General features: G+C 57.9%; 25 protein-coding genes and 2 pseudogenes. 12 read left to right on the top strand and 15 right to left on the bottom strand.

The features are described from left to right. Positions 1 to 7: 7 nt before the first annotated feature. The 3 genes from dctP (at position 8) to NHL60_RS04910 (ending at position 2,023) form a co-directional block, all read left to right on the top strand. On the top strand, positions 8 to 1,030 hold the full coding sequence (gene dctP, locus NHL60_RS04920; RefSeq protein ID WP_253449695.1) for a TRAP transporter substrate-binding protein DctP: 1,023 nt from the start codon (positions 8 to 10) through the stop codon (positions 1,028 to 1,030). Between the two features lie 90 nt (positions 1,031 to 1,120). Continuing rightward, positions 1,121 to 1,603 (top strand): TRAP transporter small permease, encoded by a 483-nt coding sequence (locus NHL60_RS04915; protein ID WP_253449693.1) that lies wholly within the window; start codon positions 1,121 to 1,123, stop codon positions 1,601 to 1,603. A 6-nt stretch (positions 1,604 to 1,609) separates the two neighbouring features. Next, positions 1,610 to 2,023: a TRAP transporter large permease subunit gene (locus tag NHL60_RS04910; protein WP_253449690.1), complete on the top strand. Its 414-nt coding sequence runs from the start codon at positions 1,610 to 1,612 to the stop codon at positions 2,021 to 2,023. Positions 2,024 to 2,092: 69 nt separating this feature from the next. Here the strand turns inward: NHL60_RS04910 and ltrA are convergent, their stop codons facing one another. Next, entirely contained in the window at positions 2,093 to 3,382 is a 1,290-nt protein-coding gene (gene ltrA / locus NHL60_RS04905) for a group II intron reverse transcriptase/maturase (protein WP_253445189.1), read from the bottom strand. A gap of 380 nt (positions 3,383 to 3,762) precedes the next feature. Between ltrA and NHL60_RS04900 the strand changes: the two genes are divergently transcribed. Both NHL60_RS04900 and NHL60_RS04895 read left to right on the top strand, forming a co-directional pair. Then, entirely contained in the window at positions 3,763 to 4,887 is a 1,125-nt protein-coding gene (locus NHL60_RS04900; protein WP_253449687.1) for a TRAP transporter large permease, read from the top strand. A gap of 110 nt (positions 4,888 to 4,997) precedes the next feature. After that, on the top strand, positions 4,998 to 5,735 hold the full coding sequence (locus tag NHL60_RS04895; RefSeq protein ID WP_253449685.1) for an enoyl-CoA hydratase-related protein: 738 nt from the start codon (positions 4,998 to 5,000) through the stop codon (positions 5,733 to 5,735). A gap of 91 nt (positions 5,736 to 5,826) precedes the next feature. Here NHL60_RS04895 and NHL60_RS04890 read toward each other — a convergent pair whose 3' ends face one another. Then, complete coding sequence (locus NHL60_RS04890; protein ID WP_253449682.1) at positions 5,827 to 6,198, bottom strand: histone-like nucleoid-structuring protein, MvaT/MvaU family; 372 nt, start codon at positions 6,196 to 6,198, stop codon at positions 5,827 to 5,829. Positions 6,199 to 6,436: 238 nt separating this feature from the next. On the opposite strand from NHL60_RS04890, the gene NHL60_RS04885 reads away from it, so the two are divergent. Together NHL60_RS04885 and NHL60_RS04880 are read left to right on the top strand one after the other, a co-directional pair. After that, entirely contained in the window at positions 6,437 to 6,871 is a 435-nt protein-coding gene (locus NHL60_RS04885; RefSeq protein WP_253449679.1) for a TIGR03757 family integrating conjugative element protein, read from the top strand. 74 nt (positions 6,872 to 6,945) lie between these two features. Beyond that, a pseudogene (locus NHL60_RS04880) lies at positions 6,946 to 7,200 on the top strand (TraU family protein); the annotation flags it as partial. A gap of 56 nt (positions 7,201 to 7,256) precedes the next feature. On the opposite strand, the gene NHL60_RS04875 reads toward NHL60_RS04880, so the two are convergent. Genes NHL60_RS04875 through NHL60_RS04865 form a run of 3 tightly spaced genes read right to left on the bottom strand, consistent with a single transcriptional unit; the run spans position 7,257 to position 9,451 of the window. Further along, on the bottom strand, positions 7,257 to 8,846 hold the full coding sequence (locus NHL60_RS04875) for an IS66 family transposase (protein ID WP_253445289.1): 1,590 nt from the start codon (positions 8,844 to 8,846) through the stop codon (positions 7,257 to 7,259). A gap of 42 nt (positions 8,847 to 8,888) precedes the next feature. Further along, complete coding sequence (tnpB, locus tag NHL60_RS04870; protein WP_253445286.1) at positions 8,889 to 9,245, bottom strand: IS66 family insertion sequence element accessory protein TnpB; 357 nt, start codon at positions 9,243 to 9,245, stop codon at positions 8,889 to 8,891. Further along, positions 9,242 to 9,451, bottom strand: a complete 210-nt coding sequence (locus NHL60_RS04865) for a hypothetical protein (RefSeq protein WP_169957623.1) — start codon at positions 9,449 to 9,451, stop codon at positions 9,242 to 9,244. Before NHL60_RS04865 ends, tnpB begins: the two co-directional genes overlap by 4 nt. Positions 9,452 to 9,535: 84 nt before the next feature. Between NHL60_RS04865 and NHL60_RS04860 the strand changes: the two are divergent. From NHL60_RS04860 to NHL60_RS04845, 4 genes and pseudogenes are all read left to right on the top strand, one after another. Beyond that, positions 9,536 to 10,138 (top strand): annotated as a pseudogene (locus tag NHL60_RS04860) (TIGR03756 family integrating conjugative element protein); the annotation flags it as partial. A gap of 13 nt (positions 10,139 to 10,151) precedes the next feature. Beyond that, positions 10,152 to 11,636, top strand: a complete 1,485-nt coding sequence (locus NHL60_RS04855) for a hypothetical protein (RefSeq protein WP_253449676.1) — start codon at positions 10,152 to 10,154, stop codon at positions 11,634 to 11,636. Further along, positions 11,636 to 12,016: a hypothetical protein gene (locus tag NHL60_RS04850; protein ID WP_253449673.1), complete on the top strand. Its 381-nt coding sequence runs from the start codon at positions 11,636 to 11,638 to the stop codon at positions 12,014 to 12,016. The genes NHL60_RS04855 and NHL60_RS04850 overlap by 1 nt, the downstream gene beginning before the upstream one ends. Continuing rightward, complete coding sequence (locus NHL60_RS04845; protein WP_253449670.1) at positions 12,016 to 13,560, top strand: conjugal transfer protein TraG N-terminal domain-containing protein; 1,545 nt, start codon at positions 12,016 to 12,018, stop codon at positions 13,558 to 13,560. Before NHL60_RS04850 ends, NHL60_RS04845 begins: the two co-directional genes overlap by 1 nt. A 42-nt stretch (positions 13,561 to 13,602) precedes the next feature. Here the strand turns inward: NHL60_RS04845 and NHL60_RS04840 are convergent, their stop codons facing one another. Further along, complete coding sequence (locus NHL60_RS04840) at positions 13,603 to 14,361, bottom strand: hypothetical protein (RefSeq protein ID WP_253449667.1); 759 nt, start codon at positions 14,359 to 14,361, stop codon at positions 13,603 to 13,605. Between the two features lie 117 nt (positions 14,362 to 14,478). On the opposite strand from NHL60_RS04840, the gene NHL60_RS04835 reads away from it, so the two are divergent. Then, a complete protein-coding gene (locus NHL60_RS04835) occupies positions 14,479 to 15,897 on the top strand; it encodes an IS1380 family transposase (RefSeq protein ID WP_253452014.1) in 1,419 nt (472 codons plus the stop codon). A gap of 216 nt (positions 15,898 to 16,113) precedes the next feature. Here NHL60_RS04835 and qatD read toward each other — a convergent pair whose 3' ends face one another. The 9 genes from qatD to NHL60_RS04790 all read right to left on the bottom strand — a co-directional run bounded on the left by qatD (position 16,114) and on the right by NHL60_RS04790 (position 25,188). Beyond that, complete coding sequence (gene qatD, locus NHL60_RS04830; protein WP_253449664.1) at positions 16,114 to 16,797, bottom strand: Qat anti-phage system TatD family nuclease QatD; 684 nt, start codon at positions 16,795 to 16,797, stop codon at positions 16,114 to 16,116. After that, a complete protein-coding gene (gene qatC, locus NHL60_RS04825; RefSeq protein WP_253449661.1) occupies positions 16,797 to 18,053 on the bottom strand; it encodes a Qat anti-phage system QueC-like protein QatC in 1,257 nt (418 codons plus the stop codon). Before qatC ends, qatD begins: the two co-directional genes overlap by 1 nt. Continuing rightward, on the bottom strand, positions 18,050 to 18,604 hold the full coding sequence (gene qatB / locus NHL60_RS04820) for a Qat anti-phage system associated protein QatB (protein ID WP_367399353.1): 555 nt from the start codon (positions 18,602 to 18,604) through the stop codon (positions 18,050 to 18,052). Before qatB ends, qatC begins: the two co-directional genes overlap by 4 nt. A gap of 312 nt (positions 18,605 to 18,916) precedes the next feature. After that, positions 18,917 to 20,788: a P-loop NTPase fold protein gene (locus NHL60_RS04815; RefSeq protein WP_253449654.1), complete on the bottom strand. Its 1,872-nt coding sequence runs from the start codon at positions 20,786 to 20,788 to the stop codon at positions 18,917 to 18,919. Positions 20,789 to 20,884: 96 nt separating this feature from the next. After that, positions 20,885 to 21,397, bottom strand: a complete 513-nt coding sequence (locus NHL60_RS04810) for a hypothetical protein (RefSeq protein WP_253449650.1) — start codon at positions 21,395 to 21,397, stop codon at positions 20,885 to 20,887. A 111-nt stretch (positions 21,398 to 21,508) separates the two neighbouring features. After that, positions 21,509 to 22,429, bottom strand: a complete 921-nt coding sequence (locus NHL60_RS04805; protein ID WP_253449647.1) for a nucleotidyl transferase AbiEii/AbiGii toxin family protein — start codon at positions 22,427 to 22,429, stop codon at positions 21,509 to 21,511. Continuing rightward, complete coding sequence (locus NHL60_RS04800; protein WP_253449644.1) at positions 22,419 to 23,195, bottom strand: type IV toxin-antitoxin system AbiEi family antitoxin domain-containing protein; 777 nt, start codon at positions 23,193 to 23,195, stop codon at positions 22,419 to 22,421. The genes NHL60_RS04805 and NHL60_RS04800 overlap by 11 nt, the downstream gene beginning before the upstream one ends. Positions 23,196 to 23,416: 221 nt before the next feature. Beyond that, on the bottom strand, positions 23,417 to 23,773 hold the full coding sequence (locus NHL60_RS04795) for a nucleotide pyrophosphohydrolase (protein WP_043527825.1): 357 nt from the start codon (positions 23,771 to 23,773) through the stop codon (positions 23,417 to 23,419). Positions 23,774 to 23,880: 107 nt separating this feature from the next. Further along, positions 23,881 to 25,188: a DNA/RNA helicase domain-containing protein gene (locus tag NHL60_RS04790; RefSeq protein WP_301271108.1), complete on the bottom strand. Its 1,308-nt coding sequence runs from the start codon at positions 25,186 to 25,188 to the stop codon at positions 23,881 to 23,883. Positions 25,189 to 25,312 lie beyond the last annotated feature (124 nt).

The raw sequence follows: 25,312 nt of genomic DNA, 5'->3' as shown, positions 1-25,312 counted from the left end.
ATAGAGCATGAAAACAATGATAATTAGTAAGATTGTAGGTGTGTCACTTATAGCTCTGGCAAGTACGTCATATGCCTCCACTGCTGATGCCTCAGTAAATATTAGGTTTGCTGACTCCTTCCCACTTGAGCACTATCTTTCAAAGGAGGGTATGGCTTGGTGGATGAACCGGGTAGAAGAGCTTACAGAAGGAGAAGTTACTTTTACACATTATCCTGCAGAGCAGCTCGCCTCTGCAGGCGATATTCTACAGCGTGTTCGGCAAGGTGCAGTTCAAGCTGGGTACGTAGGCGTTGGGTATGCCACAGATCGCTTGCCTCTTAGTGGGCTTGTTATGCTTCCAGGCTTGGCTGATGACCCTGTTGCCGGTAGCGAGGCGTTCTGGCATATGGTAAGAGAGGGTTCGCTTGCCAGTGAGTATGAAAGGAGCAATGTTGTACCGGTTTTTGCAGTTATACTTCCCCCATATCAGTTAGTGTCAAGAACTTCTCGGCCCGAATCTATGAGCGACTTGTCAGGGATGCGTATACGTAGCTCGGGTGCTCTGAACTTAAGTGTTGAAGCAATTGGAGGAACGCCGGTTAGCATGGCTGCAACTGAGGTTTATCTTGGCATGCAGCGCGGGACGCTAGATGCAACTCTTTTTCCCGGAATTAGTGCTACTCCTTATAATGTTCAAGAAGTAACAGAAAGCATGAGTTCGAACGGGGCGTTCGGAACTTTTGCTGTTACTGCTGTTGTTAGAAAGGATGTCTATGAGGCTCTTTCTTCAGAGCATAAAGAGGCTCTGGATCAAGCCAGCAATGAAACGGTTATCCACCTCTCGACATATATGAATAATCTTGAGCAAGAAACTATATCCTCATTCTCTGAAATTGGAATTGATGTCTATGAGTTTGATAGTCAATTCCTTGAGGAGCTTGATGAAAGTTTGTCAACAGTTCAGCAGGGCTGGGTAAAAAGAATGGAAGGTAGAGGGCTTGATGCTCAGTCTGCCCTTGATGAATATAAAAGCTTGCTCGGGCTATAAGATAATATTGCCGAGGCCTTAAAGGCCTCGGCAATGAAAGTAGGGGGGGGTATGTTCAATAGAGGCTTGTCGTTTGTTGAGATGGCGTTCATGGTGATCTCTGCTGTTGTATTTGGTGCCATGATGCTACTTGTTTCCGCTGATGCATTTGCTAGGTATTTTATCTCCACTTCAATTGGCTTTCAGTTCGAGTTCACCCAAAATTATCTGATGGTGGCAGGGTGTATGCTTGGATTGTCGTGGTCAAAATCTAAAGGAGCATTCATACACATATCTGCAGCTGGCAGGTTTTTGAGTGATAGGGGGAGACTGATTCTTCACTCATTTAACCATTTTTGTGCTGCCGGTGTTTTTTACTACATGACTTATCTCTCTTCCATAGATGCCTATTCGGCCTATATGGAGGCGGATGTTATTTTTGGCTATATTGACTGGCCTGTATGGGCAAGTGAAGTCTGGGTTCCAGTTGGTTTGACAGTCTTGGCCACGCGTTTTTTATATGACGGCATGGCTCTTTTGTTAGGTAGAGATGTTCCAGGGCTAGTCACCAGTTCTGAATTAGAAGAAGGTTGAAATTTAATGGATACCACAATCTGGATTATTTTACTCCTCCTTCTCCTCCTTTTCTTAGAATTTCCAGTTGCTATAGCCCTAGCCCTAGCAGGCGGTATCGGGCTTTATATGATTGGAGGATGGGGGTTGGCGGGGTCGTTTTTGTCAACAGCTTTTCATGAGGAGACTGCATCTTATGTTCTTATTGCAATTCCGATGTTCGTATTGATGTCTCAATACCTGGCCCATAGTGGCATGGCTAGAGATATCGTGTATTCAGGTGAACAATGGCTTCAAAAAGTTAGGGGTGGACTCGGGGTCGCTTGTGTGCTTTCCAGCGCCATGCTTGCAGCAGTGATAGGTACTTCTACTGCCGCTACAGCAACCATGTCCTCTGCTATATACCCAACGATGAAAGAGGTTGGTTATAAGGTCGGGTAGACCGGGCGATTACTCGACCCGGCCCCCCACAGAGCCGGACGTGCGCGATTAACGCATCCGGCTCTTCAATCACCAGCTTCGCTGAAGGGTTCGTTGGTGCACAATCCTTGCCTTGGGTAACGGCAGGCGCTTGAGCAGCAGGTTGGCTTTATCCCACGAGAAGCCTCCCCGTTGAGAGCGACGTCTCAGCCATTTGACCCAGATCCGTCGGGCCTGATCCACAAGCGCTTTCAGCGCTTCATAATTGCCTGTGATGCCATAGTAGGCAAAGTGCCCCTTGACCTTCCGACATAGGTGGCGATGCTGGATCAGAAGGGGCTGGTGCCGATTCGCCCGGCACCAGACCGACAGGTGCCTCAAGGCTCGCTTGAGTCGATCCTTGGCCGTCTTCTGCTTGATAACCCAGTAACCGCGCCGGGACTTCCCCCAGTAGTGGGTGAAGCCCAGGAAGTCGAAGGTCTCGGCGCGCTGTCCACCGTGTGGCTGAAACCGTACCAGTCGGGTCTTGGCGGGGTGCAGGGTAAGGCCGAAGCGTGCAAAACGCCTGGGCAGTACCTCCAGCACCTTGCGGGCTTCGGCTTCGTTGCTGAAGGCGAGCACGGCGTCGTCGGCAAACCTTACCTCGAACGCGCGTCCACGCAGGCGTGGCTTGACGTCTTTCTCAAACCACTCGTCCAGCACATAGTGCAGGTAGATATTCGCCAGTAAGGGGGATATCACACCCCCTTGCGGGCTTCCTACCTCACCTTTCTGCCACTGCCCGGCCTCCAGGACTCCGGCCTTGAGCCACTTACCGATCAGGCGGAGGACGACACCGTCCTTCACTCGTTGCTGCAGAAACTCACGCAGGTGCCGATGGTCGATCGTGTCGAAGAAGGCTTGGATGTCCAGGTCAATGACCCAGCCACCTCCCATCGACATCAAGCTCTCCCTCACCGTCTCGATCGCCTGGTGCGCCGAGCGTCCCGGCCGGAAGCCGTACGAGCCGTCCAGAAAGTCGTACTCGTAGAGCGGCTCCAGCAGGGCCACTACAGCACGCTGCAGGACCTTGTCTTCGAAGGTGGGGATGCCGATCGGCCGTGTGGTGCGCCCATCTCCCTTGGGGATATGGACACGCCGCACTGGCGGCGCCCGGTAGCAACCACTCTTGGCCGCTTCCAGCAACCGCTGGATATTGGCCTCGAAGTCGCGCGCGAAGTCGTCCGCCGTCTGGCCATCAATCCCGACGGCGCCATCACGGCGCGTCATCAGGTAGGCCGTCTTCAGCCACTGGGCATCGATATGATGCGCCAGTGACGTGAAGGCACGCTGCGGGAAGCACTCTGCCAGTGCTGCTATCCGCACTTGTTTCGTGGACATGACCTCAGGTTCCTGTGCACCTGTCATGTTGCCCTCGTGCAGTTCTGATGATTGGCCGCCCCTTCCCTCCAGTGGGTCCCGTCGAGTCGGTTCCCCACCTTCCCGGGTACTATGAGCGACTCCGACTCCCGCCCCTCCATCCGGCTGGCTCCTTGTCGTCGCCTGGCCGTACCCCCTGAGTGCCTGCTGTTTGCTTCCGGTACCGTCAGGCACGACAGCACCGGACCGGGAGCTTTCTCGGCAGGCAGCCCCATGCCTGTCGTCCTGGTTTTCGGAGGAGAAGGACGGGCCTCCCAGGTTCCTGGGAAACCCCTATATGAACATGCCCTGCTCTTCGACCCCGGCGGCCCGCATCCGCCAAGCCATAAGGCGGAGACGTTTTGCCTTCCATTCTTAAGACAATGTCGGCAGCCACGTTTCACAATTTCGGGGCTCTATCACACGGCCTGCTCACTCGCTGTGTACGCTTCGCAGCGGCGGTTGCCCGACACCACGCAACACTCGCTACCGGCTGGTGGCTAGCCTTGGCCGGGTGGGACTTGCACCCACTGGGTTTCATTTCATCCTTTCAGCTGTTTGACACTGCTTCCCGGATGACCAGGCTTTCCCTGGCGCACCCTAAGTTCGCCTTGGGTATAATAGTGGTTTCTGGAACTCTTGCGGTAATGATCCCCCCAGGCTTGATTCTGATTATTTACGGAATCCTTACAGAAGAGTCGGTGGGTAAGCTTCTTATTGCCGGCATTTTCCCTGGAATTCTGACTGCGCTTGGTTATATTTTAACCATCATGTATGTGGTTTGGAAAAACCCTGACTGGGTGCCTGCAGCAAAAAGCTTTGATAAGCAGGCTGCAGTTAATTCATTAAGGCCGGTTTGGCCAGTTTTTCTCCTGATTGGCGTTGTTGTTTTTGCTTTATATGGAGGTGTTGCTACTCCGAGTGAAATTGGGGCTTTAGGAGCTTTTTCAGCACTGGCGATTGTTCTGTGCTTGAAAAGGATGGATAGGAAAAAGCTGCTAGATTCATTGGCCTCAACAGTTAAAACAACATCTATGATTATTGCTATTGTGACAGGTGCAATGATATTTGGTTATTTCCTAACTTTCTCGCAAGCCACAGACTCACTGATAAGCTATGTGGATTCATTGGGGCTTTCGCCTTGGCAAGTTATGATGCTTGTGGTTTTGATGTATCTTATTCTTGGCCTTTTCATGGATCAGTTAGCTATTCTGGTTCTTACTGTTCCTACCACTTATGCATTGATTAGTACATTTGGGTTTGATGGGGTTTGGTTTGGGATTGTTATAACTAAAACTGTAGAGATTGGTTTGGTTACTCCGCCGTTAGGCCTAAATGTGTTTGTTGCATCAGGTGTTACTGGTGTGAAAAGTTCTGAATGCTTCAAGGGCGTCGTTCCCTTTTTGATTGTCGATCTTGTTGTGCTTGGCCTGATCGTTGCTTTTCCTGCACTAGTTTTGTGGGTGCCTAATATGTCAGGCTGGTGAGCAGTGTGCTGTACGTTAGTGGTGTGCTTTTCAGTAATGTCAAGAGACTTGGTTCGTGCAGTCGTGTAGTGATAAAAGGGGAAGTATAATGAAAGAAGCAGTTTTGTTTAATGCTCGTGAGGATGGGGTTGCTATCATTACTATTAACCGCCCTGATAGTCGAAACTGTCTTAGCGGTGAGGTTCTTGCAAAGAGCTTGGGAGAAATTCGAAAACGACGACTCCCTTCGCATAGCCATCCTAACTGGTTCCGGTGAAAAGGCTTTTTGTGCTGGTGGTGACCTTAAGGAAATGGTTGAATCCGGGCTTAGAGTGCCGCCACGTGACATGTTCCCACTGCCCTATGACAACATCGAACTGACTAAGCCAACCATCGCTGCAGTTAATGGCATAGCGTTTGCTGGTGGTTGGATGCTTGCGCAAGCATGTGACCTATGTGTGGCCAGTACCAGCGCTAAATTTGCTATTACTGAAGTTAAAGTGGGGCGAGGATCGCCGTGGGCGGCACCATTGATTCATATGATACCACAGCGAATTTTTATGGAAATTGTGCTAACCGGCAAGCCAATTACTGCTCAGCGCGCCTACGAAATTGGTCTAGTAAACCGTCTTTCCAACCCCGATGATTTAATGGAAAAGGCATTAGAGCTGGCGTCTGAAATACTTGAAGGGGCACCGTTGTCGGTGAAGGCTGCTCGGGATACGGTAATGTTATCCACTGAAATGGGGCGCGGAGCTGCCTTGCAGGCTGCTCGGGCCGCTCATGAGTGTGCCTATAACAGTGAAGATGCTCAAGAGGGGCCGCGAGCATTTTCGGAAAAACGTATGCCAAGGTGGAAGGGTTGTTAGAGGTGCTTGTTAGTTCCTTTTAAATATGGTTACCCAGCCGTGCTCCACGGCTGGGATTGCTTTAGATTGGTTTGTAATTGCTTGCAGTCATTCAGGTGTCAGTCTTCACCAGCCACCCTTCCACGGCCTCAGCACCATATTCCTCCTTCCACGCCTTTAGCGTCTTATGATTGCCTCCACGGGTCTCGACGACTTCGCCGGTGTTGGGGTTCTTGTAGATCTTCAGCTTGCGCTTGGCGCGGCCGGTGCTCGTGGTGCTGGCGGCCTTGGCGGTGGCGGGCTTCGGGTCCAGCAGCTTGATGACATCGGCGGCTGACTTGTCGAACTCACGCATCAGGGCTTCGAGCTTGTCCTTGAACTCCAGCTCGGCCTTGAGGCGGTCGTCGTTTTTCAGCTTTTCGAGCTCTTCCTGGAGCTGCTTGAGCTGCTGTTCCTTCTGGATGTAGGTGTTGAGAATGGACATGCGTTTCCTCGCATTGGGTGAGTGTTGGCAGCAAGTATGGTGGCAGCCGTGGTTAGAATCAATGGATCTCTTCAATTAACCGGATCTGTGGCAGTTGCCAGCATGATGATGGGGGCCCTGAGATATTGATGGCTGCTGATCCAGAAAACACCCCGCGGTCGAGTTAACATTTCCTGATGCAGCTCAAAGTCGACTCCGTAATGCTGTGCCAGTTCCTTTTTCTACTGGAGTGGCAAGCATGGAGAGACACCACCCGCGCCGTTGGCTGGCCGCTTTCATGCTATTCCCTTGCCTCGCAGGCACTGCACTTGCTGAGCCAGCTATCGAAGTCTTTACCACTGCCGGGCAACCGGCCGTCAATGTGCCCTCGGGCGTGGCGGTGATCGAACTCGATGCGCCCGGCCGTCTGGATGCCGAGCTGTCGCAAGACCTGCCTGCTGATCCTGAACTCGCGGAGGCCTTGATGCGCGAGCGCATGGCGACGCCTGAGTGGCAGGAGATGGCCGACCGCTATGCCGATAGCTATCTCGGGCTGGCCAGGGCCTGGCAGCTGGGTGTGGAGAAAGTCCCTGCCGTGGTGATCGATGGCCGCCATGTGATTTACGGCCAGCCGGATGTGGCCGCGGCGCTGAGAGAAGCCGAGCGGCTAATGGGGCAGGAGGGCCGCCGATGAAGCCCTTCAAGACGGCAGGGATTGTGCTGGGCGGTGCGCTGCTGAGCCTGGGCGTGGTAGAAAAGCCGGCCCAGGCGCTGACGACGCCGCAGATCGTCGCCTCGTCGCTCTCCACACAGTGTTTGGACTATCAGGTCATCGGTATCTGTGTCTGGCTCAACTGCTCCTGGTCGGGCTGCTCGATTCGCACCTCGGTGCAAGTCCGCCACTACGTCCCTGAGCTGGTGGTCTCCAGCTACGAGAACACCGGCGACAACCCCTGGTGGGAAGTGGCGGCGCTATCGCCGCCGCTGGGCGAGGCGCTGGCCGGAGGGCAGAGCACCTCCGATGTCAGCCGGGCTCAGCATGGTAAGCGCTCCACCAACCCCACCTGTTGCGGCCTGAGCTAGACCGGTAGAGTCTCTTTCCAGCACCAGGGCAGCAGCGTGCCGAGGTCGTCATCCTCGCCGAGAGTTGGCAGGGTCTCGAACACGAACTGCAGGTACTCGTAGGGCGAGAGGCCGTTGGCCTTGGCCGTCTCGATCAGGCTGTAGATTGCCGCGCTGGCCTGGGCACCGCTCGGTGTGTGGCTGAACAGCCAGTTCTTGCGGCCGACGACGAAGGGGCGAATGGCGTTCTCGGCCGGGTTGTTGTCCAGCGGGATCAACCCGTCATCGAGGAAGCGGGTCAGGCGCTGCCACTGGCCCTCCAGGTAGTGCAGCGCCCGGCCCAGCGCGCTCTTCGGCAGCACCTGGGTCAGCGACTTGTCGAGCCAGGCGCGCAGCTGGGTGATCAGCGGGCGGCTCTTCTGATCACGCAATGCCTGACGCGCCTTGGGCTCCAGGGCCTTGGCCTGCGTTTCCACGGCGTAGAGCTTGCGGATCTGGTTGAGCGCCCAGTCGGCCTTGCCGGTCTTGCCCTTGGGCTGCACTTTCTGGGCCTCGACGAACTTGCGACGGGCGTGCGCCCAGCAGCCGGCATGGGTGATGCCGTTCTTTCGCACCACCTCGGCATAGCCTTCGTAGCCGTCGGTGACCAGGCGACCGGCGTAGTTACCCAGCAGGCGCACGGGCACCCGGCCGGCTCGGCTCGCATCATAGTCGAACAGCACCACCTGTTGGCCCGGTGGCCCCCCGCGTTGCAGCCACATGTAGGACGTTGAGCTCGCCGGTCGGTCGGCCTCGGCGTTGACCTGTAGCGTGGTCTCGTCCATGTGAATCAGCGGGGCCTGCAGCAGGTGCTGTCGCAGGGCCTCGACCAACGGCATCAGCCGCTCGCCGACCTGCACCATCCAGCGGGCCAGGGTGTTGCGCGGGATCTCGATGCCGTGCCGGGCAAAGATCTGGCTCTGCCGATAGAGCGGCAAGGCATCCTGGTACTTGGCGGTGGCCACGTAGGCGAGCAGGGTCGGGCTGGCATTGCTCTTGGGCAGCAGCTTGGCCGATGCCGGGGCGATCTGCACGCCCTCTTCACAGTCTGGGCAGCCGTACTTGATGCGCACATGGCGGATCACCTCGATCCGCGCCGGCACGACGTGCAGTTCCTCACTGATTTCTTTGCCGATCTCCTTGAGCTCGGTGCCGTCGTGGTGGCAATGACGGGCATCCTCGGGGAGCTCATGGATCACTTCGACGCGGGGCAGTTCGGGGGGTAACGCCACGCGGCCGCCACGGGTACGGCGCTTGGCCGGCTGGTGGGGGTCGGCCGGCGCGTCAGCCGTGTCATCCTGGGCGCTGGCCTCTTCCTCATCGACCGCCACCTCGGCCTCGTTGATGAGCAGATCACCCTGTTCGACGCGGTACTTCTCGGTAGAGGGACCGAACCGGCCTTCAATGGCCAGCTTGAGTTGCTCAAAAAGGGACTGCTTGGCGGCTTCCCACTGAGCCTCCTTCTTCTCCATCAGGCGATGAAGACGCGCAATCTCCTCCTGCTGAGCGCGCACTTGGCGCTGCAGTTGGGAGACGCTGACGGAAGGTGTCGAGGCCGGTGAGATCATGCCGCCATTTTACCAAGCGGCGCCGCTGAAAGCAGCAGAAAATCAGCCAACCGCTTGAAGATCCAAGGCCTTATGGGGGCGCATGGCGCTGAGGTCATAGCCATCCAGAAGCCAGTTCAGCTCCTGGCCCGAGAGCGTGACGGTGTCGCCCTCCAGGCGGTCCGGCCACTTGAAGCGCTCCCGCTCCAGGCGCTTGTACCAGACCACGAAGCCGTTACGCTCCCAGAACAGCAGCTTCACCTTGTCGCGCTGGCGGTTGCCGAACACGAAGACCGCCTCCTCGAAGGGGTTGAGCTCCATGGCCTCCTGAACCAGCAGGGCCAGTCCATCGATCTGCTTGCGCATGTCGACCGGCTCGCGACACAGGTAGACGCGCAGCCGGGTGTCCGGCCGGATCATCGGGCCACCTCCACGGCGACGAAGCGCAGCGGCCGGTGGCGAGGTGGCACGGGCACGCCCTGTACCTCCAGGCGCTGCTCCCACGCCAGCAGTGACGCCAGTTCCAGTCCTTGCTCCTCGGCGTATTCACTCAGCGCCAGTTGCCGGGAAGAGGCATGGAACAGGTGGCCCAGCCAGTAGGCCTGTGTCGAGGTCAGGTCGGTCATGGTGTCCTCCTTGCTATCGAATGACACCAGTCTGACGGACACTAGTCATCGCCAGAAGATGGGGTTTGTGGAGCGCTTACTCAGCATGAGCACCTGCGTTTCAAGAACGTGGATGCCATTGGCCACCCGGCCAGTGAGGCCTTCAGCAGCTTCGCCAGCGCCTTCGGCATGACCTGCGCTGGGGCAGCGACGCCCTTCCAGCCCTACCACCTCTCGACCCTAGACGCTCTGGCGTGGCGTAGCGGCATTCCCGAGTCGCTTTACCCCGAGGCGCTGACGCCCGGCATGCGTGAGCTGGGCCAGCCCGGCGACCTGTGGGGCAACATCTACCCGCGCAGCGGCTTCCTGACCCAGGTGCACGACTACAAGACCGCGGCGACCACCGCGCAGCGCTCTGCCGATGTCGTCACCCGCACCGGGCAGCCCCACGTCTACACGCCGCTGGTGGCCGCCAGCCGCGACGGCTACTGGCCGCCCGGACCGGTCAAGGAGGGCGATGCTTCGACCCACCGCTGGCAGCGCCTGATGCCCAACATGAGCAGCGCCTGCCGGGTGTGGCCGGACCGCGGCGTCACCGACACCTACGCCGACCGCCTGGACGCGGGCGGTGACTACGCCTGGTCGCTGTGGCGCCCCTATCGCTGCTGCCAGCGCCGCGGCCAGACCCTGCTCTACGCCGTCCCCTGATGGAGAGAAGTCGATGAAAGGATCTCGCACGCGACGCTTCGCCCTCACGCCGCTGGCCGGCGCCCTGGTGGTGGGGCTGCTGTCTACCCATGCTGCCCAGGCTCAGGCGCAATCCGCCGATGCCCTCTACTACCAGATCGGCAGCGCTTCGCCCTTCAGCGTCTCCGCCGGGCGGGGCTACAACCCCAACGTTCGCGGTATCGGCATCAGCTGGAACATGAATGCCACCTGCGGCAACTTCGATATTGGCGCCACGGTCTCCAACCAGCTCAACGGCGTCACCGACGGCTTCCAGAACCTGATGGGGACGGTGGTTCAGAACGCCCAGGGTGCCGTAGCCTCGCTGCCCGCCATGGTCATCCAGCGGGCCAACCCGGGACTCTATGACCTGCTGAGCAACGGCGTGCTGCAGGGGCGGGTCGACTTCGACCGGGCGTCGATGTCCTGCCGCCAGATGTCCGAGCGCATGGCCGACATGGTCACCGGGCAGGGGTGGCAGCAGATGGCCGCGGCCGAGAGCTGGCAGAACGCGGCCCAGTCCAACGCCGACGTGGTCGCGGCGCAGGAGCAGGTCGACCAGTCGGGCGGCAATCAGGGCGTGACATGGGTAGGAGGACAGCGCCGCGGCGGCCAGGATCAGGCGCCGATTCGCGTGGTGCAGGACACCGCCCGTGCCGGCTACAACCTGCTGCATGGCCGTGACGACACCACCAGCATGGCCCCCATTGCCGGGGGCGGTGGCGGCTGGGGATCGGTGGCCACCAACGAGGGCTCCTGGATCGGCGGCGGGGGGCTGGGCGGTGCTTCCGGAGGAAGCGGTGGCGGCTCGGGATCAGGCAGCGGGGCAGGGAGCTGCCTGGGTGGCATGTGCACGGTCTGGCAGAGCCCGGAGGAGGCCGCCGAGTGGACCCAGACGGTAATCGGCGAGCAGTCGATTCGCACCTGCGACGGCTGCGAGCGCAGCGAGACCCAGGCCGGCAGTGGCCTGGTCCGCGAGCTGGAGCGTGAGCAGCAGGAGGTCTACGGCCTGCTGCAGGGGCTGGTCGACGGCAGCGAGCCGCTGACCCCGGAGAACCTGCGCCAGGTCTCCGCCGGCGACGGCCTGACCGTCTCCCGCGGGGTGATCGAGTCGCTGCGCAGCGACCCCGAGGCCTCGCTGCTGGTCCACCGCCTGAGCGGTGAAATGGCCCTGGCCAGAACCCTGACCAAGGCGCTGTGGGCGCGCCGGCTGCTGCTGGCCGGCAGCAGCGACCCGGGCATCGCCGACAACGAGCAGGGCATGACGGCGCTGGATCGCAAGCTGGTGGCCCTGGATCGGGATATCGAGTCGCTGCGCTCCGAGATGGAGATCCGCCAGGCGCTGGGCAACAGCGCTGCCGGCATCGCCTTGGAGCGGGCCGCCCGGCGCAGCCAGGGCGCCTCTCAGGGCGAGACCTTTCGTCCGGATGCGGCCCTGGATGGCCGCGGCCGCCCAGTCAGCGAGGAGGGCGGTGACTGATGGCCCCACGTGTTTTCTCCTGGCTGAATCCGGCCCGCTGGCCGTCGCTGCTGCTCGCCATGGCGGTGCTGGTCGTTATGTTCCTGCTGAGCGGCGCCATTCTCGCCGTCAGCGTGCGGCTGCTGGGTGGGCTCGAGGCCCACCATAGCGCCTGGCAGGCCGCCTGGCCGTGGCTGCTGGCCTGGCGGCTGAGCCTCTACGCCGCGCTGGCCCTGGTCTGGTGGCGCAAGGTGCGCCCCCGGGCGGTGGCGCGTCTGCGCCGGGACCGTGACGATGGGCGACAGGCGCTTGCCAAGCTGCGGCGGCTCGAGCTGATGGCCCTGGGCATTCTGGTCCTGCTGGAAGCCACCAACCTGATCAACCAGCTGGGAGGTGCCTGATGGAAGGCCTGCTGACCGCGCCGCTGGTGGTGTTCGACTACTTCGCCAACGCCATGACGCTGCTGGGCTGGATCATCAACAACGCCATCTGGAACGTCATGGTCGGCACCGGCATCGCCGCGGTGCCGTTCATCACCCTGGTGCTCTCCGAATGGTTCAAGGCCCGACAGGAGGGCGACGAGGCGGGGACCAAGGGCATCCTCACGGTCAACCGCATCGAGACCCGGCTCTACGCCATGATCCTGGCCTACGCCTTCACCTGCCTGCCGCTGCTGCAGGTCCAGTTGGCCACCGCCGATATCGACGAGAGCCGCTCGCTGGAGTGCGGCACCCGCCAGTTCGCCTCGGGAGGCTGGTCCGAGGGGGCATTCGGCGCGACCGAAAGCGCGATCGGTGGTCAGCAGGCGAGGATTCCGCTGTGGTGGGCGGGGGTGCATGCGGTGTCCCACGGGCTCACCGCCGCGGCGATCCACGCCATTCCCTGCTCGACGGACTTTGAATCCATCCGCATGGAGCTGGACCTGCACAGCGTCGAAGACCCGGGGCTGCAACAGGAGGTCGGCGAGTTTCAGCGTCAGTGCTTCGGGCCGGCGCGCAACCGGCTGCTGCAGGAGGGCGGCACCATCGAGGCGACCCGCGCTATGGACGTGGACTGGATCGGCTCGAACTACTTCCAGACCACGCCCGGCTACTACGACAGCTTCTACGCCGGGCGGCCCATCGCCGGCTTCCCCTACGATGCCGACCGGGACGTCTCCCGGCCCAATACCGGCCCGGGGATGCCGGGCTACCCCTCCTGCCAGGAGTGGTGGTCGGCCGAGAGCGTTGGCCTGCGGGCCCGGCTGCACGAGGAGGTAAGCCCCGGGTTCTGGGACGACTTCCGCAGCGTCTTCACCAGCAGCGACGCCGAGGACTACGTGATCCGTCGCCTGGTCAGCCCTCGCTCGGGTGCGGCCAGCGGCAATCTGGATCAGGCGGTGGTGGGCTTTCGCGGCCTGGACGGCGGTGGCTTCTGGGATGCCACCGTTACGGCCGGCGCCATGGTGGGCGGCACCCTGTCGATCCTGCCCTTCCAGGCCGGCATGGACATGCTCAAGCAGGCGCTGCCGATGGTGCAGGGCATCCTGGTGATGGCCATCATCATCTGCCTGCCCTTCGTGATGGTCATCTCCAGCTATAGCTTCAAGGTCGCCGGCATGGCCACCTTCGGGCTCTTCGCCATGTGGTTCCTGACCTTCTGGTGGGAGCTCGCCCGCTGGATCAACGCCAACCTGGTGGACCTGCTCTACCGCAGCGACGCGGCCAAGCTGAGCTGGCTCTCCGCCGCTAACAACCTCTACGACCGCATGGTGCTTCAGTTCGTGGAGGGGATGATGTTTTTGGTGCTGCCGACGATCTGGGTGGCGGTGCTGGGATGGGCAGGAATGAGGGTGGGTGACTCCTTGGTCCGGAGCGTTGCTCAATCCACAGCACCCTCTCAAGGTGCTGGCCAGAAGGGAGGCAGCCAAGCTCAGTCAACCGCCTCTGGTGGGAAGCTGCGGTAGGCTGCGATCCTTTCTTGAATTTCAGCGCTTATAACCTATTGTTTATGAGGGTAGGCGATCGCAATACTGGATGGCTTCTGGGCAAGTTATGATGAAAGGTTCACTTACATCGTGTGGCATCTGCCAGGTAAAACGAAACTCTCGCTGGTGAGAAAAGTGATCTGGTTTTACGAAGTGTCGAGCTGAGCTGACCATTTCGATGGTGTGGTGGTCAATACGGTCGATGGTGAAGCCTGGCTGTACTTTCCCGCGCAGCGCCTTGTGAGAGCTATATACGCAGCTGGCATATTCATGGATTTTCGCACCTAGGGCTCGCTGTATCGCAGTCGCAAAGCCCGCTGGGTCGCGAATGATAAAACCGCTGTCATACTCGAATTTCGCCAGCGTTTCGGGATTTGGGTCTCCCAGGTAAGTGCAAAATAGGTAGTGATCGAAGCCTCCGGCGAACCGCCCAGCAGTGGTGAAGTTTTCCCTTTCGGCAAGTAGGATGACGTCCCCTTCCAATCTGTCGCCGATTTCACCATGGTCATGGCGGCTGTAGTATTCAAATGAGCTTAATTGAAGCTTGCCTTCCTCGAAAAAGCTGTTAACATGATCCTTTTTTGCCATCTTCACGATAGGCATGTCAGGCACTTCCATGCGGGAGATGGCTGACTCATCGACTGGTGTGACTTCCATGCTGTTCTGGTAGGCATCAAGGTTTGGGAGACCGAGAGCAAGAAATCCACATAGCTTTCTGATCTCGGTCTCGGTGAGATTTCGGGCAATCCACATGTGCCCGAAAAGTTTCATCTTGCTCATCCCGAGCGCTCCTGTATCAAGTCGCCTTCACTCAACTGTGGCTGCTATGAGCCCGCCTTATTCATGAGGCCGGCCTGAAAACGAAGATAGCGGATGGCATTCTCTTGTAAAATCAGTGTGTTCCGCCAAGAACCTGATCCAAGAGAGCCATCCGCTATGGGTGAAAGCGTATCTCCCTGGATTCCGTCCTGCAACGGGTCCATCCGCGTTGAGCTCGACGGCCAACGCACCACCAGCGACAGCGGCGCGCTGCTGCTGCGGGAAGCCCTCGACAGCAGCGGCGTGATCGAGGCGCTCGACGACAACCTGGTCGATCCGCGCCATCCGCTGCGCATTCGCCACTCGCTGGCCAGCCAGATACGCACCTTGGTGCTACAGCGGGCGATGGGCTGGATCGATCTCAGCGATACCGACACGCTGCGACGTGATCCGCTCTGGCAGCTGGCCTGCAGTGATGCGCGTGGGCTGACGCCCCTGGCCCAAGACCGGCCCTCTCAAGCCACGCTGTCCAGGCTGCTCACCTGCCTGGGCCGCAACGACAACATCGATGCCGTGCACGAGGGCCTGCTGCGGCTGGTGGTCTGGCGCCTGACCGCGCTGAAGAACGGCGAGCGGCCTAAGCAGCTAACGCTGGACATCGACGGCCTGCCGATCGAGGTTCACGGCCACCAGGGCGGTTCGGCCTATCATGGCCTGTACGGCACCCGGATCTATTCGCCGCTGGTGGCCTCGCTGGCCGAGACCGGTGACATGGTGGGCGGCCTGCTGCGAGAGGGCAACGCCGGTCCGGCCGAGAACGCCGACACCTGGATCCCCCATCTGGTGAAGCGGCTCAACGAGAGCACCGGCGCCCAGGTTCGGGTGCGCATCGATGCCGGATTTACCGACAATGACACCTTGGAGGCCCTGGAAACGCGCGACATCGAGTATCTGGGCCGGTTGCGCAGCCACAAGGGCCTGCAGACACTGGCGGCGCCCTACCTGAAGCGGCCCCGCGGCCGACCGCCCGAACAGCCTCGCGAATGGTGCTATGACCTTGAATACCAAGCCGGTTCCTGGCCAGCGCCACGACGCGTGGTGTTGGTGGTGCAGGAGCGCCCCGATGACTTGCTGCTGCATGCCTTCTTCCTGGTCACCAACCTCGGCAAGTTCGACTGGCCGCCGGAAAAGGTCTTGGCGCTCTATCGCAAGCGCGGCAGCGCCGAGGCCCACATGGGCGAGGTGAAATCGGCGCTGGACGTGCACCTGTCGTCGACGGATCGCGGTGCCTCCACGGTCCAGGACGTCATGGCCCGCAACGAGGTGAGCCTGCTACTGAGCCTCTACGCCTATCAGGTCCTGCATGGCCTGCGCTGCTTGCTGGTGCGTCAGACCCGGCAGGGCTGGAGTCTGAGCCGGATGCGCGAGCAGGTGCTCAAGGTAGCGGCGACGCTCTCGCTTCACGCTCGGCGCATCACCATTCACCTCGGTGATGCGGCTGACAAATGGTGGCCTGCCTTGCTGAAGGGGCTGCCAAAGCTGACCGCGCTGGACTGACTCGTCGGCGATACCACCACCGATCCATGCGTACAGCAGCCCCACCTCGGCTGATGATGACGGCTGCACGAATGACGGCAGTCCATTCCTGTAGGCTATAAACATAACGGAAAGATGCGCTGTTTTTGCATATGGCAGCGGATTCTCATGCTGCCAACGCAGTGCCGATGGTTCGGTGTTGGCAGCGAGGGCTGATAATCCACTCAGCCCGCGCTCTCATGAATAAGGCGGGGTTATGCCCCAAATCTCGGCAAGTTTTATGGACACGGTGATCGCTTCCCATGGCATTACAGGTGAGCCCTGTACCTTGGCGAAAGGTCCATCGCTTTCCGGCACTACCCGATCCATTGGCATCAATCCGGCAAGTTTCTTACCGTTAGCAGAATGCAGCATCGCAGGACCAATGCTGAACCAGCATCCTAGCTCCTTGGCACGCAAAAGCTGTGATGTGGAATCCGTGAACCAGTGAAGAACGGCTGTACCAAATCCAGGGTATGTCTCAAGATAATCTAATGTTTCTCGCGCTGCTGCCCGAGAATGAATACTTAGGACGCGCCCTCCGAGCGCAACACATTGTTTTAATACCGATTGGAATATATGCCGCTGAAGATCTCTATACTGTCTATAACGTGGCGAACCATCAAGGCCTATCTCTCCAACGCCTGGACAGCTTTCTATCTGTGCAAGTAAAACATCTAGCTCATTAACTTTCTTATCGGCAACTTCTGGATGCAGACCGGGGGATATAAATATACTTTCTGTCGCTGGAAGAACCTTTGAGGTAGCGGAGAAGGCTCTCGGACTAGTAGTCACTAACCAAACAAATTCGACCGATCCCAATGCCTCAGCGTAGACTTGCAAGGCATTAGGATAAAGGTCTAGATGACAATGAAAATCCATTAGATCACACCATCTTTTCGAAGCAACACTGCGAGCTCTCTTAACCCTTCCTCAATAACACGTCGATATTTTTGACGATCGTCCAGAGGCGCAAAAGAAAGAGTTGCCCCAAGAAAAGAGTCAATGCCAGACTGCTCAGCAGAAAGAACCGCACATGCTACCGCCATGGGATCATCTGCGCTCGTCTTGCCAGATGAGGAAAGAGATGAAAACTTGTATTTTGTCGTGTCGGCAACCCCCCAGTGATGAATTGCAGCTTTTCTAACCATACACGGTACGCAGCGTCCGCAATGCATCCGGTTGTAAGTCCGAAATCGGCCACAGCTTGTGGAGTCACAAGCATACCTTTCGAGAGCTGCCTGATCGGAACATTCTCGAAGCATTTCCCCTTTTGTTTTGAACCGATAGGGCATGTGCAACCGCGCTTCGATATCTAAACCTTTGAGCAACTCCTGTAGCATTCGCATGAACAACGGGTGTGTAGTTCTAGTGCTGAGGCTAGACATCCTTCCAGGTAGCAGTGGCGGATTAAGGCTAATGAAACCATTCTCTGGCACTAGAACCTCTGGCTGTGTGCTGGAAAGGAGTGATGTTGCAAGAACAGCCAAGCCATAGAAGGCCATTGAACGAGCTCTTGTAGATGTTTCTTTCTTTCCCTTAAATACAACACGATGACTCCACTGCTGATGCCAGTCGCCGCCACCAAGTGCTCTGGCGTAGCTAACTTGCCGAGCTGAATCCTCAAAAGCAAGCTGCGATACAAAAATCGGCCTTCGCCCGCTCGCAACAATATCAATGCCACCTACCAAGCTGTCGAGACCACCGGAAAGCAGTACTACACAGTCGCGGTCGCAGAGTCGACGCTGGCCTCTTGGTGGAGTTGGGCCGCCTTCACGGAATCGAAGCTCCCAGAAATCACCCGTTAGTACCCGCAGCATATTCTCTGCGATCTTTCGATTTCTTTCCCATGGGCTCGGGTCGTTAAGAGTTATTTCAAGCTCAATTTTTCGTGTCCATCCATCCTCGCTTTCCTTACGAAGGACAGCTATATCGGCTGCGTAGACAGCGAAGCAAAAAAGCACAAAGTCCCAAACAGGGACTGAAGGCGCGTAGCCCGCTTTTTCTAATTTCTTGGCCCAGCCATGGGCGATTCGACCAACCTCTGGCTGTGATGATGAAGCCAAGAAAGTGAATGCGCGTGCATGTGGAGGCAATGAAGTGGGTAATTCATCAACACTAGAACATATTATTTTCATGATTCAGCAAACACCGTCAGTGCATCTCTTAACGCTGCATTTGCGATCTCTCGCATGGGGCGTTCCACCCCGCCAGCGCGGACTTTTTCCATAGACCTATTGACGACTACTATGATGTAGTCGAGCACCTGCCCCAAACGATTTTGTACAAGCTGTGGAGCATACTTAAGCTTCTCGAAGACTCGTCCCAGCTCAAGCTGGACCCGGTTATAAACGTCGAAAGCTACTGTGTACGCCATCAAACTGGCGATCTGATCATCTGTAAGGTTAAAAATATCTGTTGCCGGATCCATTTCATAAAGGTGTGCAATAGCATTATCCATGGCATGCTTTGCAGACTCTTCATCGACACTACCTCCAGATGGAATCAACCTCTGCACAACTTCAAGAGCGGTATTCTTCGCTGAAAGTCCGCGCTGCTTTATTGAATCAACCCATGCATTGATGCTTGGATCTGTAGCATCACGGGCTGTGGCCAAGAACCCGCCCAAAGAAGAGGCCGCAATTGCGCTAGTTCGCATGCGACTCCCAGCTCTAGAAGCTCCTCCCATACCCTTCTTAACGAAGCTTGAAATCCCCCGGCGAAGGTCAGAGTCGCTACCAGACCGGATAAATCCCGTCAAAGCTCCTCGAGCTTGTTGATATCGCCCAGGTGGAGCTATGGGCGGTCCAGCTGGGGGTGTAGCTTGGTTTTCATCATCCCCTTCGCTCTTATCTCCATCAGCATCATCACTAGGGTCTGTGCTGGGGCTCAAGGGAGTATCCGCGCAACCAGTATCAATGCTGTCCCCGGCATCGTCTAACCATGGAGGGTCAAATGATGTACCAGCACCCGCACCAGCGCTTGAGGTAGATGTACCCATTTATTGTTCCCTCGCATTCGTGATCGCTCTCTTCACGGGAGCGGGTGTCTCTCCATCCTTCACCCACTTTTCCAACACCTCCTTCGCCCAAGCACACTCAGTTAGCGCAGATACAAGGCCTGGCGCGAGATGAGCGACAGGAGCTTGGCTGATTAATGCCGCTGCCCGTGGTCCCACACTGGAATGAATTCGACAAACCTCGATCAGCATAAGAACTTCTTCATGCTTCTGCCAGGATCGACTATATCTCTTGGCTTCCCATGCACGTGCCATGGCGAGCCCAGACTGGACTTCTCCAGCTTGTTGGATTTGCTGCCTCAACGCTTCATTCGATGTTCGAGCGGAAATTAGCGAATCACGCAATGCCTTTCCGGCTTTATCAAGGTCATCTGCACCGAAGTCTCTAATGGTACTGTCACGACTAAGATGCAGTATCGGCCGCAAGTCCATGTCACCCAAAAGCGGCTCAAGCGTGAGCCACTCACGAGTAAAAGCCTTGTCCCCAAAAAGTTTAGGAAGTTCACTTTCTGGATCTTTTGCAGCTTCCTCCGCTTCACGAAGAATTTCGACCTTCCCTTCGTTCGTTGCAGATACCTTCTCGGCAATGGCATTAGCAATTGTTTCATCACATCGCTCTAGCAGGTGCCATTTAGATAAAACCTGAATATCCACGTCGATATTTTGAGGTCTAGCAAGCACCTTTCTAAGAAAAACCGTATTGAGGAAGCGTTTAACCAACCTCGGGTTAGCTTGAACTGAACTAGCACTAAATAACAGGGGGGCCAGCCTCTCTGCCAACCCCATAAGTCCAACCAGATCTGTGTTTTCTTTTGGAACTAAGCTTTCCAAGAATGTCAAATCTACAGACTTCCCAGTCCAAGTCTCTCGTAACCTCGCTTCGACTTTTTCTTTCGCAATATCAAAACTCTCAGAGTCCAGTTGATCATTTCGATAGGCACGCTCAAGGAATAGTAATGCCGTATAGGCTTTGGTCTCATTAGGCCCCAGTCTCGGCACACGTAAAGGCACTTGAATCAATTTATCGAAGTAGCTAGTTACAATGTCATCATCAAGACCAGTACCTGCAAAGTGCACACGTACGGCACCTCGAATGAAAACATCGTCCGCTGCGATAACAAAGGCACTTCTTCGCAGAAATAGCAGCAGTCTAATCGCTTCTAGAGTGGAAATCGCTGTTTTTGGCAGGCATCTATCAAGGTCGTCGACAAAGACGACCAAAGTGATATCTAGCTCTTCAAGGAGATTCTCTAGCGCGTCCCTAAAGGATTGGATTTCCTTGGGCAACGATGTGGGCTCAGCTTCGTTTAAAAGGCCTTTCGTGGCACCAGGTATCTCTCTCGCAGCCGAAACACCATCTTGAACAGACTGGCTTCTCCATGCCTCAGGTCCTGTGTCCACCACTTTGCCAATTAAACCAACCGGAACACCTGTGAGAATCGTTGCAGCCACTTCTCCGCCAAGCTGAGCCAAGCGTAGGAGATTAATTCGTTTAACGAGCGAATTCGCCTTGTCCAACAACTTTTCGTCTTGCTCTGCCTGCTTGAGAACAGCATCTCCTACAGTTTGCAGGAGCGCTGTGCGGGCATCTTCAAATCCTTGATAGAGCCAAGGATTGAATGTAATAACTATATACTTCTGGCCATTCAATTTACTAGATTTGCTGTCGGCTGCTTGGTCAGATGCTAGTTCGGATGCAACCATGCGAACGAGAGAGGACTTCCCCATCCCCCAACCACCAGATATGCCGACGGAGATGGGCTCTTCCCCTGTCTCTCGAATTAGCTCAGCGCAGGCTTTAGCTACAAGCCTGAAGTTAACATAGTCAACTGTTGTCTCGTTGTCATGCCACATGGTAGCTCCTAGTAATCAGATGCCCTACGTACTTTCATTCGTCACTATAAATATAATATTAAGGAAAATTGGGCATGAGTTCTTTTAGCTGCGCCTTTAATAATCAAAATTGGAAAACTCATTTATTTGGCTTCCATTTTGTCCAGACCTACCCACCAGCATCTTTAGAATCTGTAGCGAAACCTCGCGCTCCAGCAGCGGCATGCTGAGCTTCTCGTGGCCGCTGAGGGCATCAAGCACGGCGTCAATGACCTTATTCGGGAGGAGACCGTGCATCATCTGGTCTTCGCTGTGGCGGCGCACCTGGGCCATTACCGCTTCGTCGCATTCGATACGGTCGGCGATGCCGTGGGCGTAGTGCAGCTTCTCGGGATCGTGGAGCTCGCCTGAGCGGACATAGCTGGCCGAGGTACGGCCGCAGTCCTCGCCGGCCATTTCCAGGCGCAGCCGTTCCGCCTCACGCTTGGTGAGGCGGTAGTGGGGCAGTTGCAGCTCGCTGAAGTACTCCCATTTACGGACGTAACCGCCGGCCGTACCGGCCTTCCAGCCACGGGCGGTCATGTCCTTGGAAATGTCCCACTGGAGCTGAGCTTCCCTGCTGTTCGCCATGTCATCCCCTGCGCCTGGCGTAACTGTGCGTAACTGTGCGTAACAGCCTAGCGCCTTAGGGAGATAAGGAGAAGTCTACTTAGGCCGGTACATCGCTGGGGGTAATAGGCGTCATCTCCGAAGGCTACCCAGCGCCTGCTCCAATAGCTCAAGTGACTGACGGTGCTTGTCAGCCCCCATCTTCTGGATATTGGCGAACTTCCAGCGCACGGCGGGCAGCCGATCAACCCCTGACAGTGGAAGCAGCGTCCAATCGGGCGTTCCCTGCTTGAACGACAACAAGAAGCGAACATCCTCATCCGTCATCAGCTGCCCCAACCGCGTCAGGAGTTCGTGCCGGACGTCCTCCAGCTCCTGCAAAGGAAGGTCAACCCTGGCCATCCCGACAAACTCCTGTCGGTAGACGTCATCCAGTGGTTTCAGTCGCGGATTGATCACTTCATTCAAGGGCCTGGGATGCCCCAGCAGATAGACCAGGAAGCCTTCGAATACGCTTCGATCCAGGCCGCCCTGGTTCAGCAGCAGCTTTACATCGAAAAGGTCCCGGGGGTGCTGGCGGTCCAGCGCAGCGCAGATCTTTCCGCCATATAGGTCCGGCAGCGACACCACCCGCACCGCAGCAAAGCCGTACTCGTCCTCCACGGCTTCAACGACATCGCGCTCCTGGGGCGGGTGCAGAGTGCCGCGTACTACTGGCGATACCTCCACCTTCACCTGGCTACGCCCCCGTCGCACCAGGATTCTCAGCTCATCTCGGCGATTATCCTGAAGCTCGGCGCGCACGCCTGGCAGTCGGGCGCTGAAGGTCTCTGCCAGTCGCTGCAGCGCCTCGCGACAGCGTCGCAGTGCCTCGTCACGGGGCTCCAGCGGCAGGTAGGCCAGGTCGATATCGACCGATAGGCGGGGTAATGGCTGCACGAAGAGGTTGATGGCCGTACCGCCCTTGAGGGCGAAACACGGCTCGTCATTGAGGAAAGGCAGCAGCGAGACCAGCAGCCTGACCTGTTCGTGGTAGCGAGCTTCAATCGGCATGCAGGAACGCCTCCGGCACCGTCACGTGATATTCCCTGTCCAGCTTGCCGCCCTGGCAGAGCTGCCGCTTGCCTTTGCCGAGGTCCAGTCGGCGTGGTTCCAGACGACCGTACCAGGCATGCCCAGCATGGCGAGCCAGCACCAGGAAGGCACGCTTGGTTCTCACCGAACGGCATCCCTCCAGCAATGCCTGAAGCCGTCGCGGACGCAGCGTATTGAGCCCGCCGAAGGTGTCCACCAGCTCACTGCTGAACAGCAGCGCATTGGGCATCACGGCGATCCACTCCAGAACCGCTCGCTCGGGGGTCGATACCTGCAAGCTGAAGGCTCTGCCATCCGGCGAGTAGTCCGTGAAGCTACCGGGAAGCTGCACTGGCAGGCCCTTTTCAGAGTGGAGCACCATCCGCCCTGCCCACTCGGCGTCACTCAACCACCGGGGCAGCCGAGCGGCTTCCCTGCCATACAGGTGCGTCGGACGCTCCCTCATGGGCAGATAGTGGGCAAAACCATGCAGTGCCAGGGCCGTCTGGCCACCCGGCCAAAGCGGTGGTAAGCCCGTGTCGTCGCTCGCCTGCAGGGCAAAAACAGCGCTCTCCCAGGTAAGAGGCTCCCCCGCTTGGCAGTAGGCGCCGTGCCCCACGCGTTGCAGCCAGCCACTGCTGGCCAGCTTACGCGCCTGATCCGAGGTGACGCCGCGTGATGCCAGCCAGGCAGTCGTCACGACGGCGCCATACGGGATCTTGTGCAGCAGCTGGTTTATTTTCACGTTAAAAAATCGGCCTTAAATTCCGTCTTCAGAGTGAATATTAAACCACGTTGGTTTATCTTCAAACACAGAATCGCCATTAATGGCCGCTTTTGGAGAAGAATTTAAACCGAAAGCCGAGTCTCCGGCCCTGCCTGAGTTCAAATTTAGCGGAAGGAAGCTTGAGGGCAGAAGCCAGGCAGAGAAGGCCGCTGCAGGGGACAGAGCGGCCACGCATCACGTCAGTCTTGGTAGTGCGTGTACTTTTTTGCGCTTCCCTTCACCTGGTCGGCGGGATATTTCTCCGCATTCTTCTCCATCTTCGCCCGGCATGCCGCTTCGATATCCACGTCCAGCTTGCCCGCCAGCCGGATCAGATAGAGCTGAACATCGGCAATTTCATCGCGCACGGCGGCCAGTTGCTGCTCATCCAGCTCCCTGGACTGCGCCTCGGTCAGCCACTGAAAGCACTCCTGCAGCTCTGCGGCCTCCACCGTCAGCGCCATGGCCAGGTTCTTGGGCGAGTGAAACTGGTCCCAGTCGCGCTCGGTGGCAAACTGGTCCATGGCGTCGCGGAGCTGCTTGAACGGGTCTGACATCTCGGGGTCACCTGGTTCTACGGTATCGGACAGCGGTGAGCATGCCTGCTCTGCCGCTCGCTATCCAGCCAGCATTGGCATAGGCGACCATCCGGCCGCCCACTCGCTCACAGCACGGAGAGGAATTCGCCGATGACCTTCAGGTCCTCGAGCTCGTCCTCGAGCACGATGTCCCTGTAGCCGAAGGCGTTGGTCTGGGGCTTCAGCACGATGCGCTGGTTCACGAACTCGCCATACTCCTCGACTTTCTCGCTATGATACAGCTTGATCGTGAAGCTGCCGCCGTGGTCAGGGTCCTCGATGGCGCGATGCTGCACCACGACGACCTTGCCTTGCCGAGTGCCGCCGGGGTTGGCACGAAACAGGCACCAGGCGCCATTGGGGATGCGCCGGTTCATCGACTCCCCCACTACCCGGCTGACGAACAGGTCAGGGCTCGCGCGCATGAAGTCCGGCAGCTCGACCCAGTGCTCGGCGTCGGCGATCTGCATCTCGCTGAACTCGCCGGCAGCGATGCTCAGGTCGTACACGGGCACATGGCGCTCGAACGGCACTGCCTCATCACGCGTCACGATGGGAAGATGCAAGCCATCCAGCGTCTCGGCCTCTTCAGCCAGATCGTTATGCTCGGTGGCTGCCTGTGAACGAGCGAAGGCCGCGAAGTACTTACGGGTCTCGGGGTCCGTGGCATAGACGTAACAACCCTTCTGGCCCCGAGTCATCAGCGTGCGATAGGTGTTCTTGATGATCTGGTCCGCCAGGGCACGGGCATGCTCGGGCTGCTCCTTGAGCAGTTTCTTGTAGCCATGCACGGAGCGATCCTGCCCTGCCCGCTTGGCCGCGTCTGTCACCACGCGGCCGTCACGAATCACGAAGTCGTCGCCGATGATGACGCCAACGTAGTCGAATTCGAGCCCCTGACAGGTGTGGATGCAGCCGACCTGCTCTGCTGATCCATCGGCGATGGCCCACAGCATGCCGTCGTCATCGAGGTTCCACTGGGCCGCGAAGTCATGTTCGGGAAACACGATGTCCATGGCCTGCTTGTCCTTCTTGCTGGCCCAGGGCCAGCAGTAGCCCGCCACCATGCGGGCCTTGTTGGCCTTGCGGTTCTTCTCGAGAATCGCATGGCGCATGGCACTCGGGTCATCGAACACCTGGAAGTCGTAGTCGATGTCCTCAAGGTCGGTGTTGGCCGTGGTGCGAATCTGAAGGGCGTGATCGAGCCAGGCCAGATAGCCATCCGAGCCGTTGCAGCGAAACTGCGACGCCAGCTCGAGCTCGTGGACATCGGCGCCGCCCTCGGCCGCCCGCCGCCGGATCTCCTCGACCGTGCCCACGTCCTTCAGCGTCACACGCTGCGCCTCATCGATGAAGAAGATAGAGAAGCGTGACGCGGCGATCACCTCCTTGATCTGGCTCTCGCCTAGCCCGGATATTGCATCTGGCCGGCCAGAGGCTCCCAGATCTCAGGCTCGGTGAAGACGATGGCGCTCCGGGCTTGAGATTGGCTATTTCTTGATCAATTTTCTGCGCTCA

Origin of the sequence: Halomonas sp. Y3 (assembly GCF_024137965.1) — a bacterium.
GTDB classification, from domain to species: Bacteria; Pseudomonadota; Gammaproteobacteria; order Pseudomonadales; family Halomonadaceae; genus Halomonas; species Halomonas mongoliensis.
Note: the sequence above shows the minus strand (reverse complement) of the source record. Positions and strands in the feature narration are given on the sequence as shown.